This window comes from Pannonibacter anstelovis (genome assembly GCF_036881715.1).
Classification (GTDB): Bacteria; Pseudomonadota; Alphaproteobacteria; order Rhizobiales; family Stappiaceae; genus Pannonibacter; species Pannonibacter anstelovis.
This window is the reverse complement of the sequence record NZ_JBAKBF010000004.1, coordinates 16,203-34,210: the sequence shown is the minus strand read 5'-3', so window position 1 is coordinate 34,210 and position 18,008 is coordinate 16,203. Positions and strand designations below refer to the sequence as shown.

The window sequence follows — 18,008 nt, the reverse complement described above, 5'->3', positions numbered from 1 at the left end:
ATGCCGGCGTGCCACTCCATGCGGGTGCTGATGCTGCGCGAGGGGGCAGTGCTGCTCGAACTCGCCAGCCTTGATGTGACACTCGCCCTGTTCGATGCGCTGGAGGCCGATCCGGTAGCCGGGATTCTGGAGATTGTTCCGGCCGCCCGTACGCTGTTGATCTGTCATGATCCCCATACCATTTCCGCCGAACAGCTGGCAGCTGAAACAGTTGTGCGGCTTGGCGTGTCCCGCAAGGCAGGGGCCGCGCAGATCGTGGAAATTCCCGTCCGCTATGACGGGGAGGACCTTGCCGAAGTGGCAGAGCTTCTGGGCATTTCCACACACGAAGTGATCCGCCGCCATGTGGAAGCCGACTATCTTGTCGCCTTCACCGGCTTTGCGCCGGGCTTTGCCTATCTCAGTGCGCCTGACGCCGGTTTGCATGTGCCGCGCCGCGCCTCGCCGCGCACCCATGTGCCTGCGGGCGCCGTGGGGCTGGCGGGTGAATTCAGCGGCATCTATCCGAAGGTCAGCCCCGGCGGCTGGCAGCTGATCGGCACGACGCCGCTCGCCATGTTCGATCTTGGCCGCAAGCCTGCCGCACTGCTGCAGCCGGGCCAGCACGTGCGGTTCCGCGATATGGCGGGAGCCACAGTCCATCCGGTGACGAATATCTCCACTGAGGCTGAGCCACTGTCCGCCGCATCGCCGGAAGGCGAAGTGGACGGGTTGTCTCTGGATGTGCTGAGCGCCGGGCTGCCGGCGCTGTTTCAGGATCATGGCCGTCCGGGACTGGCGGGGCAGGGCATCAGCCGCTCTGGCGCTGCGGACCGGGCCAGCCTGACGCTGGCAAACCGCATTGCGGGCAATCCGGCAGACGCGGCAGCTCTCGAAATCGCGCCAGCCGTCTTTTCCTTCCGCGCGTGCGGCCGCGCCGTCATCGCGGTGACGGGCGCGGAGCGGGCCATCACCATCCAGCCGGAGCTTGGCCCGCGCATTTCTGCGCCCATGAACCGGCCTCTGGCGCTGGAGCCGGGCGACCGCGTGACGCTGGACGCGCCCACGGCGGGCCTGCGCAGCTATCTCGCTCTGCGCGGCGGCTTTGCGGTTGAGCCGGTGCTTGGCAGTGCCTCGGCAGATACGCTAGCACAGATCGGTCCTGCTGCTGTGACGGCCGGAGCGCGGCTGCGGGCGGCATCCGGGATGAAGCTCTCTTCCGTCGAGACGGAGGCACTTCCCGCCTTCCCCATGCCGCGCGCCGGGGAGACCATTGTGCTGGACGTTGTCCCAGGGCCGCGCACGGACTGGTTCACGCCTGCCTCTGCCGAACAGTTCCTGAAAGTCTCATGGGCCGCGACCTCGCAGGCGAGCCGGACGGGCCTGCGTCTGTCAGGGCCGGTGCTGGAGCGGGCTGTCACGGGCGAGTTGCCGAGCGAAGGTACGTTGCGCGGGGCCATTCAGGTGCCTGCCAACGGCCAGCCGGTGCTGTTTCTTGCCGATCATCCGCTGACCGGCGGCTATCCGGTCATGGCCACGGTGGCGGCGCATCATCTTGATCTGGCCGGGCAGATTCCTCCCGGTGCCTTCATCCGTTTCCGGGCTGTCCGGCCCTTCACAGCCTATTCCCTTTGCGCAGGTGACACTCCATGAAAAAAGTGCTGATTGCCAATCGCGGCGAGATCGCCGTGCGCATCATCCGGGCCTGCCGGGACTACGGCCTCGCCTCCGTGGCCGTTTACGCAGATGCCGACGCCGGGGCTCTGTTTACGGAATTTGCGGACGAGGCCTATGCCCTCAATGGCGCTTCGCCGAAGGACACCTATCTCGACATCGCCAAGCTGATCGCCATTGCCCATAAGTCCGGAGCTGATGCGGTGCATCCGGGCTATGGGTTCCTGTCCGAGCGTGCCGAATTCGCACGTGCCGTGATTGACGCAGGCCTCACCTGGATCGGGCCGGACCCGGAGGTAATCGAGGTGCTGGGCGACAAGCTGCAGGCCCGTCGCATCGCCCAGAAGGTGGGAGCTCCGCTGGTGGCGGGCAGCGAGGGCGCGCTGTCGAGCGCAGCCGAAGCGCTGGCCTTCGCCCGTCAGTTTGGATTGCCTCTGGCCATCAAGGCCGCCCATGGCGGCGGCGGACGCGGGATGAAGATCGCCCGGCATCTGAATGAGGTGGAGGAACTTTTTGAATCCGCCACCCGCGAGGCCGTTGCCGCCTTTGGCCGGGGCGAGTGCTATGTGGAACAGTTCCTCGACCGTCCACGCCACATCGAGGCGCAGGTTCTGGCAGACAAGCACGGCAATGTGGTGGTGGTGGGCACCCGTGACTGTTCCCTGCAGCGCCGGAACCAGAAGCTTGTGGAGGAGGCGCCTGCGCCCTTCCTCAGCGCGGCGCAGCGCGAGACGATCCACCGGGCCGCGCGCGATATCTGCGCCGAGGCTGGCTATTCCGGCGCCGGGACGGTGGAATTTCTGCTGAGTGCCGACGGGCTGATCTCCTTCCTGGAAGTCAACACCCGCCTTCAGGTCGAGCATCCTGTCACGGAAGAGACCACCGGGCTTGATCTTGTGATCGAGCAGTTCCGCATTGCCGAGGGACAGCGGCTCGGTTTCACGGCCACGCCGGAGCCGCGCGGCCACGCACTGGAGTTCCGCATCAACATCGAAGATCCGGGCCGGGGCTTCCTGCCGTCTGCCGGCGAAATCCGCCGCTGGCGGGAGCCGTCGGGCCCCGGCGTTCGGGTGGATAGTGGCGTAGAGACCGGTTCGCTCATTCCGCCAATGTTCGATTCCCTTTGCGCCAAGCTGATCGTGCGCGGTCCCACCCGCGACAAGGCCATCGCCCGCGCCCGCCGCGCTCTGGCGGAATTCGTCATCGAGGGCGTGCCTTCGGTGCTGCCCTTCCACCGGGCGGTTCTGGAGCATCCGGACTTTACCGGTGCCGATTTCGAGGTTCACACCCGGTGGATCGAGACAGATTTCGCCGGAACCCTGGAAGAAGCGGCGCGTCCCGATGCACCCGCCGCCCGCCCGCTGCTGCGGGGCCGGATCGAGATAGATGGCCGTCTGGTCGAGGTGGGTATCCCCGATGGCTTCCTGCGCCTGCTGGGGGCGGTTGCTCCCGCTGCCGCTGAAGGAACCGGCGAGGGTGAGGATGCTGGCGCCGTGCGCGCGCCCGTTGCCGGCACACTTGCCCATTGGGCCGTTGAGGAGGGCGCCCTCGTCGAGGAAGGGGCGGTCCTTGCCATGATGGACGCGATGAAGATGGAAACCGCCGTCACCGCGCCCTGTTCCGGGCGTATCACCGGACTTGCTGCCGCAGGCTCCACGCAGGCCGCCAATGCAATCCTTGCCCGTATTTCGCCCGCAGTGGCACAGCCGGAGGCCAAGGCATGACGCTTTCAACGAGCCCGGAGACCCCGCAGGCCGCAGCGCCGCTCCTGACCATCGATGGCCTGACCGTCCGCTTCGGCAGCACAAAAGTCATCGAGGATCTGTCCTTCTCGGTACAGCCGGGCCGCACGGTTGCTGTGGTGGGCGAATCCGGTTCCGGCAAGTCGGTGACGTCCCTCTCCGTCATGCGCCTTGCGGACATGATGGGCGCAAGCTTCGATGCGGGGCGTATTCTCTTCGGCGGCCGCGATTTGCTGGAAACTTCCCAGAAGGACATGCGCAGCATTCGCGGCAAGGAGATCGCCATGATCTTCCAGGAGCCGATGACCTCGCTCAATCCGGTCTTCACTATCGGTGATCAGATCAGCGAAGTGCTGATGCTGCACGAAAAGAGCAGCAAGGCGGCAGCCCTTGCTGAAGCGCAGCGCCTGCTGGAGATGGTGCGTCTGCCCGATGCTGCCGAGCAGCTGAAGCGCTATCCGCACCAGCTCTCCGGCGGCATGCGCCAGCGGGTGATGATCGCCATGGCGCTGGCCTGCCGCCCAAAGCTGCTGATTGCCGACGAGCCGACGACGGCGCTCGACGTGACCATTCAGGCGCAGATCCTCAACATCCTGCGGGACCTGCAGAAGGAACTCGGCATGGGGATGATCTTCATCACCCATGACATGGGCGTCGTGGCGGAAATGGCCGATGACGTGGTGGTGATGTGGAAGGGGCGCAAGGTGGAGGAGGGCCCGGTGGGGCAGATCTTCAACAGCCCGCAGCATCCCTACACAAAAGCGCTTCTGGCCGCCGTGCCGCGCCTTGGCAGCATGACGGGCGAGGACTTCCCCAAGCGCCTCGCCGATCTGGCTGGTGCTGACGGCAGCATGGAGGGCAAGCAGGAGGAGCGGGTGCAGGACACCGCCCGCTATGACAGCGCACCGCTCCTGTCGGTCAAGGACCTGTTCGTGCGCTTCGATGTGCGGCGCAACCTTCTGGGCCGCACGACGCACCGGCTGAGCGCGGTTTCCAACGTTTCGCTCGAGATCTATCCGGGCGAGACTCTGGCACTGGTGGGCGAGTCCGGGTCCGGCAAGTCTACCATCGGCCGCACCATCCAGCAGCTTCAGGAAGCCCAGTCGGGCGATATCCTGTTCGGCGGGCGCAGCTTCGCGCAGATGAGCCGGGCCGAGCGCCATGCCATGCGCCAGAAGGTGCAGTATATCTTCCAGGACCCCTTCGCTTCGCTTGATCCGCGCAAGACGGTGGGCTTCTCCATTGCCGAGCCGATCCACACCCACGGCCTGATCGCCGATCCGAAGGCCGTGCGCCGCCGGGTGGATGAGCTGCTCGAGCGCGTGGGGCTTGGGTCCGAGCATGCGGCGCGCTATCCGCACGAGTTCTCCGGCGGACAGCGCCAGCGCGTGTGCATCGCCCGCGCCCTTGCCTCCAACCCGGAACTGATCATCGCCGATGAGGCCCTGTCGGCGCTGGATGTGTCGATCCAGGCGCAGATCATCAATCTTTTCATGGATCTGCAGGCCGAGCGCGGCCTCGCCTATCTCTTCATCAGCCACGACATGGCGGTGGTGGAGAAGATGAGTCACCGGGTCGCGGTGCTCTATCTTGGCCAGATCATGGAAATGGGCAGCCGCCGTCAGGTCTTCGAGACGCCGGCCCATCCCTACACCCGCAAATTGCTCGCCGCTGTCCCGGTCGCCGATCCGTCGCGTCCGCGTGGCGGTGTGCTGATCGAGGGCGAAATCCCGAGCCCGGTCCGCCGGGTGGGGGATGAGCCTGCCATCCTCACCCACGAGGAAATCAGTCCCGGCCATTTTGCCGCCCGCGGCGCCTGACCGTGACCTGCAGACCCAAAGCCAATCAGCAGAGGACATGGAAATGAAACTGAAGACATGGGGCATGGGCGTTGCCGCCCTTGCGCTGGCCATCTCCGGCGCATCCATCACGGCACAGCCTGCGTTTGCGGCTGGCAAGCTGACGGTTTCCTCCCCGCAGGATCCGGGCAGCTGGGATCCGATCGACACCTTCCTCGTCGCATGGGCCGCTGTTTCGACCAACATCTTTGAAGGCCTGACCTATCGCGGGCCGGACCTGAAGCTGGTTCCTGGCCTTGCCGAGAGCTGGGAAGAGCTGGACGAGGGCAAGCGCATCCGCTTCACCCTGCGCAAGGACGTGAAGTTCCACAATGGTGAGCCCTTCAACGCTGCCGCCGTGAAGTTCACCTTCGACCGCCTTCTGGGCGATGAGGGCGCCAAGGGTCCGCAGCGGTCCAACTACATCGTCATCGACAGCGTCGAGATCATCGACGACTACACGGTAGACCTGAAGCTGAAGAACCCGGACCCTGTGCTGCTGACCAAGCTGGCGGGCTATGGCGCCATGATCGTGCCGCCGAAGTACATTGCCGAAAAGGGCGAGGAGTTCTTTAACACCAATCCGGTCGGCACCGGCCCGTTCAAGTTCGTCTCCTATGCGCCGAAGACCTCCATTTCGCTGGCGGCAAACCCGGATTACTGGGGCGGTGCCCCCAAGCTGTCGGAGCTGGAATACCGCTTCATCTCCGAGCCCGCGACGGCTGTTGCCGAGCTGCAGTTCGGCCGTGTCGATCTGGTGATCCCGCCCACCATTCCGATCGGCATGATCCCCACCATCGAGAGCGACACCAATCTGGAGATCGTCAGCGTTCCCGGACCGACGGTGGATGCCCTGCGCTTCAACACCCGTGACGGCATCACCGCTGATCCGCGCGTGCGCAAGGCCATCATCATGGCCGTGGACCGCACGGCCATCGTGCAGTCGATCCTGGCCGGTCAGGGCTCGGAGATTGCCAGTTTCCAGAGCGCTCTGTCCTTCGGCTATGATCCGGAGCTGAAGCCGCTGCCGTTTGACCCGGAAGGTGCGCGCAAGCTGCTGGCAGAAGCGGGCGTCAAGGAAGGCACCGCGCTTCAGATCGACGTGCGCGGCAATGACGCGACCATGAACGAAGTGGCGCAGGCCATTTCCTTCTACCTGCAGACCGTCGGCCTGAACGTCTCCGTAACCCCGCATGAGACCAGCACGCTGATCAACGACATCATCCCGCAGGGCAAGACCGGCGCGATGTTCCAGCAGAAGTGGGGCGGCTGGACCTTTGATTACGACAACACCGCTTATGCCATGTATCACACGGGCGAAAAGTGGAACCCGTATGACAAGGACGAGACGCTGGACAAGCTGCTGGAATCCCAGCGCCCGATGACTGACCGCGCAGAGCGCGAGAAAGTTCTGAAGGAAATCGGTGGTTACGTAGCTGACAAGGCGCTGGAGCTGCCGCTCTACAACACCAACGCCATCTACGCGATCAGCAAGCGGGTGAAGGGCTTCGTGCCGGCGCCGGACACTCGCCTGAAGCTCAACGAAGTCACCGTCGAGTGACCTCATGACAGCGGCTGCCGCCTGCCCATGCGGGCGGCAGCTTTTCTGCCCTGAAGGAGAAGAACGTGGCCAGTTTCCTCATCAAGCGCCTGCTGCAGGCCCTCTTCGTCGTCATAGCGCTGACGCTTGTCGTCTCGTTTGCCATCCGCCTCACCGGCGACCCCGCCGTGATGATGTTCCAGGGCGGCGGCAGCATGACGGAGGAAGACCTTGCGCGCATCCGCGCCGCACTGGGCACGGATCAACCGTTCTTCGTGCAGTATTTCAGCTTCCTGAAAGGGCTGCTTTCCCTTGATTTCGGCCGCAGCTTCGTGGGCGGCACGCCGGTCTCGCAGCTGATTGGCGCGGCACTGCCGGCGACTTTGCTGCTTGCCTTCATCTCCATGGCCGTGTCCATCGCCCTTTCGATCCCGCTTGGCATCAAGGCCGCCACCTCGCGGGGCAAGGGCGTGGATCAGGCGATCCGCATCTTCTCGCTGATCGGCCTGTCCTTTCCAAACTTCTGGCTCGCCACCATGCTGGTGCTGCTTTTCGCCATCACCTTGCGCATCCTGCCGCCCAGCGGCATGACCGGCATCGAGAGTTACATCATGCCGGCGCTGACCATGGGCGTCATTTTGACTGCGACAAACGTGCGTCTGGTGCGCACCGCCATGCTGGAAACGCTGCAGTCGCAATATGTGATGGTGGCCCGTGCCAAGGGCTTGAGCGAGAGCAAGGTGCTCTACAAGCATGCGCTTCGGAACTGCGCCATTCCGCTGATCACCTATTTCGGCCTGCAGTTCGGCGGCCTGCTTGGCGGCATCGTCGTCATCGAGCGGGTGTTCAACTGGCCGGGCCTCGGTACCCTTGCCTTTGACGCGGTGGGGGCTCGAGACTATCCGCTGCTGCAGGGCGTCATCACTGTCCTCTCGCTGATGATTGTCGGCATTAATCTTCTGGTCGATATCGCCTACGGGCTGGTCGATCCCCGCATCCGGACGGAGTAAGTGCCATGGCTTCCGCAACCTCGCGCAACTGGCGCTTTTCCAACCTTGAATTCGTGCTGGGCGCCAGCCTGACCACGGTGATCTGCCTTTCCGTCGTCTTCTCCGGCCTGCTGTTTCCCGGCGGCGGCGACAAGATCGACTTCATGGCCCGCAATCTCGCGCCCTTCACCTCCTGGGCGCATCCCTTTGGCACCGATGCGCTGGGCCGCGACGTGCTGGCGCGGGTGGTGGCTGGTGGCAAGATCTCGCTGCTCGTTGGCTTCGTGTCGGTGGCTGGTGCGGTCGTCTTCGGCGTCATCATGGGGCTGATCGCCGGTTACTATCGCGGCTTCTGGGACATGGTGGTGATGCGCTTTGCCGATCTGCAGCTCGCCATGCCCTTCATCCTGCTGGCGATCACCTTCATCGCCATCGTGGGGGGCAGCCTGACCAACACCATCATCCTGCTGATCGTCTCTCAGTGGGTGCAATATGCCCGCCTCGTGCGAGGCTCGGTGCTGACCCTGCGCGAACGGGAGTTCATCCAGTCCGCCAAGGCTATCGGCGTGCGTGACTGGCGCATCATCCTGCAACACCTGCTGCCCAACCTGCTGGGGCCGGTGATCGTGCTCATGACGCTGAACGTCGCCAACAACATCCTGCTGGAAAGCAGCCTGACCTTCCTCGGTCTCGGTGTTGACCGCACGGTCCCCAGCTGGGGCGGCATGCTGGCGGAAGGCCGCACCTACCTGCAGACCGCATGGTGGATCAGCGTCTTCCCCGGCCTTGCCATCCTGCTGACGGTACTCGGCCTCAACCTTCTCGGCGACTGGCTGCGCGACAGCCTCGACCCCACCGGACGCAGCACGAGGTAAACCGATGACCAGCGCGACCATCTGCCTGAAAGACGCCGGCTTTTCCCCCACGCTGGACCGCCTGACGGCGCTGCTGCGCCCCGGCATCACGGCGCTCGAAGCCTGGACCTTCGACGACCTGAAGACCCGCGGTGCCATTGAAACGGCGCTGGCGGAACAGGGCATCACGGCGATCATCCGCAGTGCCTACAAGCCGCTGGTCCATGCGGTGCTGGAAGAGGTGGATCTGGATGGCATTGCTGCCGCAGAGCTGCGCTATCCGGTGCATCCGCTGGCGCCGGAAAACCGTTTCCGGCTGGAGGCCTATCCGCTCGCCGCGCTGATCGCGCCGCGTCCGCTCACCTTCGCGGCGCGGACGGATGACAGCCTGCAGTATGAGCTGTTGCTGACAGGTCACGATGGCTGCACACAGACCGTCACCGTCCTTGCCCCCAACCGGGAGCATCAGGACCTTGCCGGACAGACGAACCTTTCGCCCTGCGGATGGGTGAAGCTGAACGGCGATGCGGTGGGCACGCCATTCGAGACGCCCTATGAGACGCTTTTCGCCGCAGCGCTGGAGGTAGTCTCTGGCCATGACTGGGGCACAGCTGAGCCCTGGTTCGAGGAGCTGAACCTGTCCGTCAGCCTTCCGTCAGTTGATGAGCCTTTGGCCCATGCGCATGAGGCGATGAGCCTTGCCGAGGCGATGCACGAGGATCTCTATTTCTCGCTGCTCGAATTCTTCCAGATGAAATCCGGCCGCCCGCAGGGTGACCGCGGGCTCAAGCCGGGGCAGATCGTGCCGGAAGTGCTTGGCGGGCAGGAGGGCTATCACCTGCGCATCGAGTTGCGTCCGCTTGCCACCCAGACCCTGCCTGCGACAGTGCACAGTCCGGCAGAGCAGGAGCTGGCGCAGGCTGCTGCGCCTTTGTCTCCCGCACAGATCTCCGCAGAACTGGCACGGGTGGGCGGCGAGCACTTCACTGCCTCTTCACGCGCTGGCCGCAAGGTTGAGGCGTGTTACATCAGGGGCTCCGGTGTGCCGGTGATGATCAGCGCGGGACAGCATGCCAACGAGACGACCGGTGTCGTCGGGGCCTTGCGTGCCGGGCAGGTTCTGGCCGCCCGTGCAGGCGCGCATTTCACCCTGTCGCCGCAGGAAAACCCGGATGGTTACGCCCTGCACCAGCGTCTGATTGCCGACAATCCGCTGCACATGCATCACGCGGCCCGCTACACGGCGCTTGGGGATGACCTAGAGTACCGCAGGCCGGAAACAGCCGGTGATCTTCTCCTTGAGAAAGCCATCCGTTTTGAGGCCGAAGCGCGCTCGGGTGCCCAGCTTCACGTCAATCTGCATGGCTATCCCTCGCATGAGTGGACGAGGCCGCTTTCCGGCTATGTGCCCCGGCATTTTGCCATGTGGACGCTGCCGAAAGGCTTTTTCCTGATCCTGCGCTATCTCGAGGGATGGGAGCGGCAGGCCGAAGACCTGATGGACCGGGTGACACGCCATCTTGCCTCCATCCCCGGCCTTCTGGAGGAGAACGCGCGCCAGATCGCGCTGTACGAGGCCCATGCGGGCGAAACCGGCTTCCGGATGGTCAATGGCTTCCCCTGCCTGTGCTCGGTGGATGCGCGCCATACGGTGCCGGTGACGCTGATCACCGAGTACCCGGACGAAACCATCTATGGTCCGGATTTCATCACCGGCCACACCGCCCAGATGGAAACCGTACTTTCCGCCTATGACGCCTGGCAGCAGATTATGGCCGTGGGGTGAGCTGGCCTGAGCTGTAGAGCTTGCCCGGCCGAGAAATCTGACGGCAATGTTCCTGCGTAAGGGGTGCATGTGAGAGCTCGGTAACTCTATTGAGCTCCCGCCGAAAGCCTTTCGCCGGAGTGGCTGCTGATGCTGTCGAATGAAACCTCAACAGGGCGTCGTGCCCTGATGCCGCTCGCGAGCGGGGCAAAGGCCGCCTCTATTCAACTGTCTGCGTTGAGACGGGATGCTTTGCGGGTTCTGGCTGCCGTCCTTGCTTTGTCTGTTGCGGCCTATGCGGCGGTGGCTGTGGCCCTGTCTCTGGGGTTCGACGTGCCTTTGGCAGCTTCCGCCTTGCTGCTTGGAACATTCTGTCTGGTGGTGCGCGGGCTCGTGCATCACCGGTTTCAGTTCTTTGGTGCCGCCAACACGGTCACCGCTGTCCGCGCGGCCATGGTCAGCCTTGTTGCGGCGGTGGTTCTGTTTGCGGAAATGCACCAGGCAGAAGCCGCGGCTCACTGGGCGCTGGCCGGGCTTGCGAGCCTGGCGCTGGCCCTGGATGGGCTGGATGGCTATCTGGCGCGGCGGTATCATCAGGAATCCGACCTTGGCGCCCGCTTTGACATGGAAGTGGATGCCTTTCTGATCCTTTGCCTTTCGGCTGCCGCATGGCAACTGGGTAAGGCGGGCCCGTGGGTGCTACTCATCGGGCTGATGCGTTACGGCTTCGTGCTGGCGCAATATCTGCAGCCGCGCCTTGCCGCGCCGCTGCCGCCGTCCTTCCGGCGCAAGCTGGTCTGTGTCGTGCAGGTGGTGGCGCTTTGCGGGCTGCTGCTGCCGCCCGTCACGGCGCCGTTCTCAATCTGGATTGCAGCGGCGGCACTGGCAGCGCTCACCTGGTCCTTTGCGGTGGACACGGCCTATCTGCTGCGCAAGCCGGAGGCTGGCCATTGACTGGACGGTTCTCAGTTCGCGCCACGCTCGGTCTTGCCCGGTCGCTCGTCATCTACTACGGCCAGCCCTGGCGGCGCCGCCAGTTGAAGCGGTTTTACCGTCAGCTTGTCGCACCCGGCGATCTCGTCTTCGATATCGGCGCCCATGTCGGCAGCCGCAGCGCCACGCTGCTGGGCCTTGGCGCCGAAGTGGTTGCGGTGGAGCCGCAGCCCGTCTTTGCCCGGATGATCGAGCGCCATCTCGCCCGCCGCCTGCGCGGCTTCGAGACGGTGGCTGTGGGGGCTGAGGAGGGGGAGACGGTGCTGCATATCTCCAGCCGCCACCCGACGGTGACGACCATCTCGGACCGGTTCATCGACGGTGTGCGCGAGACGGAAGGTTTCCGCGGCGTGGTGTGGGACAGCGAAATCCGCTTGCCAGTGACGACACTGGACCGGCTGATCGCGCGTTATGGCCGCCCGGCCTTCTGCAAGATCGACGTGGAAGGCGCGGAGAGCGACATCCTGAGCGGCCTTTCGCAGCCTATCCCTCTCGTGGCGTTTGAATATATCCCGGCCTTGCCCGAAGTGGCACGCGAGGCGGTTGCTCTGCTGGAAAAGCTCGGCCCCTACCGCTTTAACCGCGTGGTGGGCGAGCAGCACCGCTTTGTCAGCGGCCACTGGGTGACAGGCGATGACGTGCTGGCGGAGATTGCAGGGCTGACGCCGGAAAGCCCATCGGGCGATATCTATGCAAGGCTGATGAGTTGATACGCCTGGCCGGATCAGCGCTTGCGGCGCAGCAGCTCCAGCGCCAGGAGAACGAGCCCCGGCAACGCCGCTCCGGCCAGAGACATCATTCCGTACAAAAGGCTGGCAGCCAGCCCTTGCGCTGCGGTGAATCCGAACAGCGGCCAAAGCGCCGCAGCTGCAGCCTCCCGCGTGCCCCAGCCGCCGACGCCGACCGGTATCAGCATGCTGAGCAGGCACAGCGGAATGATGGTGACCACCGCAAGAATGGGCAGACTGGCTCCCACCGCGTCGGAGGCAACACCGAAGGCCAGCAGGTAGCTGCCGGTGATCAGCAGGCTGAGGCCCACCTGCACGGCCAGCGCACCTCTGGTCCAGAAGGCGGCACGCAGCGCCCGGCCGGCCACGGGCAGGAAACGGCGAAGCCGGGCGCGCAAGGCGGGGAGGAGCATTGGCAGGGCAATAGCAGCCGCAAGACCGCACGCCGCCGCCAGCCACAGGGGAGAGCGGGGCAGGGCGGCTGGAAACTCCGGCAAGGCGGCAGCACCGGCTTGCGGCAGAAAGAATGCCCATGCAATCAGGCCGCTGACAATGAGCAGCGCAAAGCCGATCTGTCCCGACAGGCGCTCCAGCACCACGGCTGTGGCCGCCTGCCTCCAGCCGCCATCTGCGCTGTCCTTCACCCGGTAGACCCGCGCCGCATCCCCCGCCATGCCGCCGGGCAGCAGCAGGTTGAGCGTGCCGCCGAGGTAGTATTCCCGGATGGCCGCGCCAAGCGGAATGGCGTGGCCAAGGCGGGCAGCGGTGAAACGCCAGCGCACCGCCGACAGCACGGTCTGAAACTGGACGAGCAGCAGCCCGGCCAGAAGATGTCCGGGCGGGGTCCTGGCAAGGGCAGCCGCGATGCTGGCCGGATCGAGCAGGGCAATGAGACCGGCCAGAAGCGCCAGACCCGCAAGGGACGCAAGCAACCTTATTTTGCGCAAGGCGAAAACACAGGCTGGCGGAAGGATGGGGCGGGGTGCAAGCGCGGCTCCGGGACTTGAGAAGGCACAGTGAATGACAGACCATAAATGGCGCGGCAAGACCCCAAAGGCGAGGGAGAGGGGGGGTAACGAGGCTCAAGGCGGCTACGTGAAGCCCGCTCTGGCGCTTGCCGTGTTCCTGCTGGTTTTTGGTGCGGCCTGCAATCTGCCGGACCGGCCCGGCGGACTTACGCTGGCTGCACTCGCCCATGTGCCGCTGGATGTGCCTCTGGCGGGTCTGGCGCTCATGCTTTTGCCAAGGCGTCTTGCCTATGGTGCCGCTGCCTTGACCACTGTGCTGGTCTTCATCCTGCTGGTCCTGAAACTCGCCGACACCGGCGTGCAGATGGCTTTTCAGCGCCCGTTCAATCCCTATCTCGACTTCAAGATGCTGGGTGACGGCTGGAACTTGTTGTCGGGCACCATCGGCACCTTCACCGCTGCGCTGGCTGTGGCGCGGGCCCTTGCCCTGCTGGCAGGGGTGATGACGGCGTTCTTCTGGTCGGCAGTCTGCCTCATCCGCATGCGCGCCACCTTGCGTCTTCCTGTGCTGGCGGGCTTTGCCATCCTGCTGGCGGGCGGGCTGTCGATGCTGGCCGCCGGCGGCAATGCCAGGTTCCACAGCGCCAGCCTCGGTGAACGGCTGCAGGTGGTGGCCCGTTCCATCGCCGATCTCAGCGCCTTTGAGGCCGAGCTGGTGCAGCCTGCGGACCTGCCGCCGGCCGGGCAGCTGTTTGCCCGCGTCCGGGGGCGGGATGTGGTGCTGGCCTTCATCGAATCCTATGGCCGCAGCGCCATCGAGGACCCGCGCTATGCCCCGCTCACCGGCCCGCGCCTTGCCGCCGTGCAGGCAGAGCTGGAGGAGGCGGGCTATGCCATGGCCAGCGGCTGGACCCGCGCGCCCACCGTCGGCGGCCTCAGCTGGCTCGCCCATGGCACGCTGCTGTCCGGCCTGTGGGTGGACAGTCAGGCGCGCTATGACCTGTTGATGCGCAGCGACAGGCCGAGCCTCAACCGCCTGTTCCGCGATGCCGGATGGCAGAGCGTGGCGGTGATGCCCGCCATAACCATGGACTGGCCGGAATCCGCCTATTACGGCTATGACACGGTGCTGGCGGCCAAGAACCTTGGCTACACCGGCAAGCCCTTCAACTGGGTGACGATGCCGGACCAGTATACGCTCTCCGCCTTTGACAGGCTGGCGCGCCAGCCTGCCGCCGCAGAGGGCAAGCCGGTGATGGCGGAAATCGCCCTCATCTCCAGCCACGCCCCCTGGACGCCGGTGCCAAGCCTCATCGACTGGGAGGATGCCGCGGAGGGCAGCAATTTCAACGCTCAGGCCGAAAGCGGCGATAGCCCGGCCGTGGTCTGGGCCGACCCGGAGCGGGTGCGTGATCACTATATCCGCACCATCGATTATGCGCTGGAAACCCTCGGCAGCTATATCGCCCGCTCGGACGGCGAGGCGCTCTATGTGTTTCTGGGCGACCATCAGCCGGCGGCGATCATCACCGGGCAAGGGGCCTCGCGCGCCGTGCCCGTCCATGTGGTCAGCCGCGACCGGGCGCTTGTCTCCCGCTTTATCGAGCATGGCTTCATCCCCGGCATGATGCCTGCCGCCACGCCGCAGGCAGGCGAGGAGCCGGGCATGGACGGCTTGCGCGATGTGCTGATCCGGGCGATGAGCGGAGACTAAGGCCCTGTGCTGCCTGCGCTGATGGCAGGCGGCATACGGGAAAACCCTCATGTTGCCATCTGCCGGACCGGGGCCTATACCCCGGCCATGGACACTTTGCCCCCTTGCCCCGAATGCCGCTCCACCTTCACCTATGAAGTGGAAGGCACCCTGACATGCCCCGAATGCGGGCATGAATGGCCGCTGGCCGCCGCCCCCGAGGCAGGCCTTGAAGTGCGCGACAGCGTCGGCAACCTGCTCGCCGATGGCGACACGGTGACCCTGATCAAGGACCTGAAGCTCAAGGGCTCCTCCAGTGTCCTCAAGATCGGCACCAAAGTCCGCGGCATCCGCCTCGTCGACAGCGACCACAACATCGACTGCAAGATCCCCGGCATCGGGCCGATTGGGCTGAAGTCCGAGTTCGTGAAGAAGGCGACGTGAGGGCGTAGACCACCTGATTTACGAGCCTACACAAGGCGGCAGACCGCAGGCTGGTCCTCAAATAAATGAGCGCGATTGCAATGTACGCCGGTTAGGCGTACATTGTGTGCAGCTTCAGGTTTGAGGATAACAGCCATGCGTGCATTTGATGATACAACGAAGGACATTGACGGTCGCGCAAGCGAGCGAATGAACTTTCGTACCAAGCCGCATATCAAACAGATCATTCAGCGCGCTGCGGCGCTCAGCGGCGTGGACGACAGCGTATTCACGATGAGTGCCGCCTACCAGTCCGCGCTTGCAACCATCGCCGCGCATGAGCGTACGATGCTTGAACCTGTCGATCACGCCGCCTTTTTCGAAGCGCTCGACACGCCGCAACAGCCGACCGCGAAGCTGAAGGACGCATTTGCCCGCCATAAGTCGCGTGTACTGTCGAAGTGACTGACGGTGAACCGCTGAAAAGCATCATAGAGCCGTTCGATCCGGACAAGCACGACCGGGCGGCTTTCTCCTGTGGTGTTGAGCAGGTTGACAACTTCTTCAAGAAGACCGCAAACAAGCTGGCGAAGGCCGGTAATCTGCGCGTCCATGTGATGACTACCCCAGATGGCGCGGTGATCGGCTTCTATGCGCTCAATGCCCATGCGATCGACTATCAAGACCTGCCGGCGAAATACGCCCGCACCCGGCCTGCGCATGGATCCATTCCGGCGGCGTTCCTGTCCATGATCGGCGTGGACCAGCGCTATGCTGGTCAGGGCTACGGCGGCGACCTTCTGGCCGATGCTCTGCTGCGCGTCGCCCGAGCTGCCGAGCATCTGGGGATCGCTGTTGTTGTGCTGGATGTTCTCGATGACGGCAACCCCGACTTCGTCGAGCGGCGGATGAGACTCTATGCGGGCTATGGTTTCCAGGCACTGCCGTCAAATCCGCTGCGGATGTTCCTGCCGGTTGGGACGGTGCGTCAGGTTATTTCGACGTAATGGGCCATGCTGATCAAATTTATTCAGTGGCTATTATTTTTTTACGCTCATCAGGTACAGTGAATATTTTAAGCTAAGGCGTCAAGAGAAAACACCAAATTCTACTTTCCTGACGTCCACGACTAATAAGCTTTTCAGCTTTCCACTCTTGCTCACCCGTCTATAGGCCTCAAGTAAAACTTCTCCTTCAACAAGCATGCGGTCGTGCGCGTTTGACACAAGACTGTTTGCAATTAATGAAACAGCTAGAAAGGCACGCGCTGTCTCGCCTAACTCAAACGGGACAGGTCTTCCCTCAGAATTGAGGTAAATGCGACCCTTGTAGGTATTAATATTGTAACTTGATACCCGTCCTATGAATATCTCGGCACGCTCCTCCTCTCGTATGTGCATAATATTTTCATAAGTCTTAATGTCCAAATCATGCTGGAATTTTGATGTATGAGAGCCAATCTGTGAAAAGATCGCAGCTTTCTGGGCGGTTCCAGAGCTGATAATTGGCCGGTGCATATCTCGAATCGCGACTTCGCACTTTTCGATGACGCTGTCAAAACGGGCTTGAGGTAATTTCTTTATTGTATCATCTTGCTTTAGTTGCATTTCATCGTATTTTTGCCCAAGGGTTTTGTCAAAGTCGACGTGAAATCCCAATGTTTCAGACACCACGTAGTCGTATGCGGATGCAATTAGATGCCCGATTGGCGTATCTCTGGGGGCGGTGCCAAGCGCGTATATTCCAGCCAATACTGTTGCAGTAAATTTCCAGCTTCCGTTTGTCGGCGGGATCGCTAGGATTTTAGCTCCAGTTAGAGAGGGCGCCTGTGTTATTACATTGTCATTTAGAATCAAATGAGTTGTAAGTGCTAAGGATCGTTGAAATCCAGCTAGAGCTAGCGCTACATCGTAGAAATCAATCAGATGACTTTCTGATGAGCTGCCTGAGTAGCTCAAAGTGAAATCTACGGATGCCATGAAAATTCCTTTCAAGGGCGGGAGTTAAAATTCTACCCACCGAATCAGTATAGGTCATACCCAAGCGGGCAAAATTTTCTGTAATGTCTTTTTTTTATGAAAAGCAATTTGAAATAGAAACAATTGGATGATTGCAACCTTTTTTCACAATTATCAAAAGGGGTCTGATTAATTCCGCATCAAAATCATGGAAGATGATGGTGTATTTAAATGCGTTGATGTCTGCCGTGTGTCGCGCTGCCGCATTCAGATCTATCCAGTTGAAATCTGGATTAAATCGAGCTCTGCATCTAAGATGTGGAGGCAGCACGCTAGAGTGCTTGGCGTACCAAGGTATACTTCATGAAATTTGGTAGCGGAGGAGGGACTCGAACCCCCGACACGCGGATTATGATTCCGCTGCTCTAACCAACTGAGCTACTCCGCCATCCGTCCGTCTGCCGTTTTGGAGTTCCGGAGCGGTTGGTGCTGTCCGGCGGGCAGAGGCTTTAGCGCGACGCGGTGGCGCCGGTGTGGGGAGCTTATAGGAAGGGGCGGGGGCTCCTGTCAAGCGGGGTTTGACGGGATTTTGACAGGCGGCAGAAGCGGCTGTCCGGCCTGTGGATGACGGCGGTGAAGCTGTCCGGCAAATGCGGGGAAACCGGCGGATTTCTGGTGCCTTGGGGCTGGGGCTTATGACGTTGCCTTACTTTTAATGCGGCAGGCGCGATGTGGCACCGTATGCATGAATAACTCAGTTTATTGTATGGATGATCCTCCGGCGCGGATGGCGCGGCGGGTGAGCTTTGCGTCCATGACAGGTCCCGGCACGGAGGCCGGGACGGCGCGGGGGAATGCACTGGA

Annotated in this window: 15 protein-coding genes and 1 tRNA gene; 13 read left to right on the top strand and 3 right to left on the bottom strand. The window is 63.0% G+C overall.

All coding sequences use genetic code 11. The features are described 5' to 3' along the window. Positions 1-18: 18 nt before the first annotated feature. The 9 genes from V6L75_RS07805 (at position 19) to V6L75_RS07765 (ending at position 12,084) form a co-directional block, all read left to right on the top strand. A complete protein-coding gene (locus tag V6L75_RS07805; RefSeq protein ID WP_334250947.1) occupies positions 19-1,632 on the top strand; it encodes a 5-oxoprolinase subunit B/C family protein in 1,614 nt (537 codons plus the stop codon). Next, positions 1,629-3,377: an acetyl/propionyl/methylcrotonyl-CoA carboxylase subunit alpha gene (locus V6L75_RS07800; RefSeq protein WP_334250946.1), complete on the top strand. Its 1,749-nt coding sequence runs from the start codon at positions 1,629-1,631 to the stop codon at positions 3,375-3,377. The genes V6L75_RS07805 and V6L75_RS07800 overlap by 4 nt, the downstream gene beginning before the upstream one ends. After that, positions 3,374-5,215 (top strand): ABC transporter ATP-binding protein, encoded by a 1,842-nt coding sequence (locus tag V6L75_RS07795; protein WP_334250945.1) that lies wholly within the window; start codon positions 3,374-3,376, stop codon positions 5,213-5,215. Before V6L75_RS07800 ends, V6L75_RS07795 begins: the two co-directional genes overlap by 4 nt. 64 nt (positions 5,216-5,279) lie before the next feature. Beyond that, a complete protein-coding gene (locus V6L75_RS07790) occupies positions 5,280-6,794 on the top strand; it encodes an ABC transporter substrate-binding protein (protein ID WP_425498722.1) in 1,515 nt (504 codons plus the stop codon). Positions 6,795-6,859: 65 nt separating this feature from the next. After that, positions 6,860-7,783: an ABC transporter permease gene (locus V6L75_RS07785; protein ID WP_334250943.1), complete on the top strand. Its 924-nt coding sequence runs from the start codon at positions 6,860-6,862 to the stop codon at positions 7,781-7,783. Between the two features lie 5 nt (positions 7,784-7,788). Further along, on the top strand, positions 7,789-8,637 hold the full coding sequence (locus V6L75_RS07780; protein WP_334250942.1) for an ABC transporter permease: 849 nt from the start codon (positions 7,789-7,791) through the stop codon (positions 8,635-8,637). Between the two features lie 4 nt (positions 8,638-8,641). Further along, entirely contained in the window at positions 8,642-10,402 is a 1,761-nt protein-coding gene (locus tag V6L75_RS07775) for a M14 family metallopeptidase (protein ID WP_334250941.1), read from the top strand. A 129-nt stretch (positions 10,403-10,531) separates the two neighbouring features. Then, positions 10,532-11,335 (top strand): CDP-alcohol phosphatidyltransferase family protein, encoded by an 804-nt coding sequence (locus V6L75_RS07770; RefSeq protein ID WP_334250940.1) that lies wholly within the window; start codon positions 10,532-10,534, stop codon positions 11,333-11,335. Beyond that, positions 11,332-12,084, top strand: coding sequence for an FkbM family methyltransferase (locus V6L75_RS07765; protein ID WP_334250939.1), 753 nt, complete (start codon positions 11,332-11,334; stop codon positions 12,082-12,084). Before V6L75_RS07770 ends, V6L75_RS07765 begins: the two co-directional genes overlap by 4 nt. Positions 12,085-12,098: 14 nt before the next feature. Here the strand turns inward: V6L75_RS07765 and V6L75_RS07760 are convergent, their stop codons facing one another. Beyond that, entirely contained in the window at positions 12,099-13,034 is a 936-nt protein-coding gene (locus tag V6L75_RS07760; protein ID WP_334250938.1) for a lysylphosphatidylglycerol synthase transmembrane domain-containing protein, read from the bottom strand. Between the two features lie 88 nt (positions 13,035-13,122). Between V6L75_RS07760 and V6L75_RS07755 the strand changes: the two genes are divergently transcribed. From V6L75_RS07755 to V6L75_RS07740, 4 genes are all read left to right on the top strand, one after another. Then, complete coding sequence (locus V6L75_RS07755) at positions 13,123-14,784, top strand: LTA synthase family protein (protein WP_334250937.1); 1,662 nt, start codon at positions 13,123-13,125, stop codon at positions 14,782-14,784. An 87-nt stretch (positions 14,785-14,871) separates the two neighbouring features. Beyond that, positions 14,872-15,207: a zinc ribbon domain-containing protein YjdM gene (locus V6L75_RS07750; RefSeq protein ID WP_334250936.1), complete on the top strand. Its 336-nt coding sequence runs from the start codon at positions 14,872-14,874 to the stop codon at positions 15,205-15,207. 135 nt (positions 15,208-15,342) lie between these two features. Beyond that, on the top strand, positions 15,343-15,651 hold the full coding sequence (locus tag V6L75_RS07745; protein ID WP_334250935.1) for a type II toxin-antitoxin system TacA family antitoxin: 309 nt from the start codon (positions 15,343-15,345) through the stop codon (positions 15,649-15,651). Then, a complete protein-coding gene (locus tag V6L75_RS07740; protein WP_334250934.1) occupies positions 15,648-16,193 on the top strand; it encodes a GNAT family N-acetyltransferase in 546 nt (181 codons plus the stop codon). The genes V6L75_RS07745 and V6L75_RS07740 overlap by 4 nt, the downstream gene beginning before the upstream one ends. Positions 16,194-16,274: 81 nt before the next feature. Here V6L75_RS07740 and V6L75_RS07735 read toward each other — a convergent pair whose 3' ends face one another. Then, positions 16,275-17,165 carry a DUF7946 domain-containing protein gene (locus V6L75_RS07735; RefSeq protein WP_334250933.1) on the bottom strand — a complete coding sequence of 297 codons (891 nt, stop codon included), beginning with the start codon at positions 17,163-17,165 and terminating at the stop codon, positions 16,275-16,277. A gap of 350 nt (positions 17,166-17,515) precedes the next feature. Next, positions 17,516-17,592 (bottom strand) — tRNA-Met (locus tag V6L75_RS07730). Positions 17,593-18,008 lie beyond the last annotated feature (416 nt).

Excerpts from the sequence above, each read along its gene's own strand:
- V6L75_RS07780 (WP_334250942.1), top strand. The coding sequence starts at position 7,789 with ATGGCTTCCGCAACCTCGCGCAACTGGCGCTTTTCCAACCTTGAATTC.
- V6L75_RS07770 (WP_334250940.1), top strand. The coding sequence starts at position 10,532 with ATGCTGTCGAATGAAACCTCAACAGGGCGTCGTGCCCTGATGCCGCTC.
- V6L75_RS07805 (WP_334250947.1), top strand. The coding sequence starts at position 19 with ATGCGGGTGCTGATGCTGCGCGAGGGGGCAGTGCTGCTCGAACTCGCC.
- V6L75_RS07750 (WP_334250936.1), top strand. The coding sequence starts at position 14,872 with ATGGACACTTTGCCCCCTTGCCCCGAATGCCGCTCCACCTTCACCTAT.
- V6L75_RS07735 (WP_334250933.1), bottom strand. The coding sequence starts at position 17,165 with ATGGCATCCGTAGATTTCACTTTGAGCTACTCAGGCAGCTCATCAGAA.
- V6L75_RS07795 (WP_334250945.1), top strand. The coding sequence starts at position 3,374 with ATGACGCTTTCAACGAGCCCGGAGACCCCGCAGGCCGCAGCGCCGCTC.
- V6L75_RS07755 (WP_334250937.1), top strand. The coding sequence starts at position 13,123 with ATGACAGACCATAAATGGCGCGGCAAGACCCCAAAGGCGAGGGAGAGG.
- V6L75_RS07745 (WP_334250935.1), top strand. The coding sequence starts at position 15,343 with ATGCGTGCATTTGATGATACAACGAAGGACATTGACGGTCGCGCAAGC.
- V6L75_RS07775 (WP_334250941.1), top strand. The coding sequence starts at position 8,642 with ATGACCAGCGCGACCATCTGCCTGAAAGACGCCGGCTTTTCCCCCACG.
- V6L75_RS07790 (WP_425498722.1), top strand. The coding sequence starts at position 5,280 with ATGGGCGTTGCCGCCCTTGCGCTGGCCATCTCCGGCGCATCCATCACG.
- V6L75_RS07800 (WP_334250946.1), top strand. The coding sequence starts at position 1,629 with ATGAAAAAAGTGCTGATTGCCAATCGCGGCGAGATCGCCGTGCGCATC.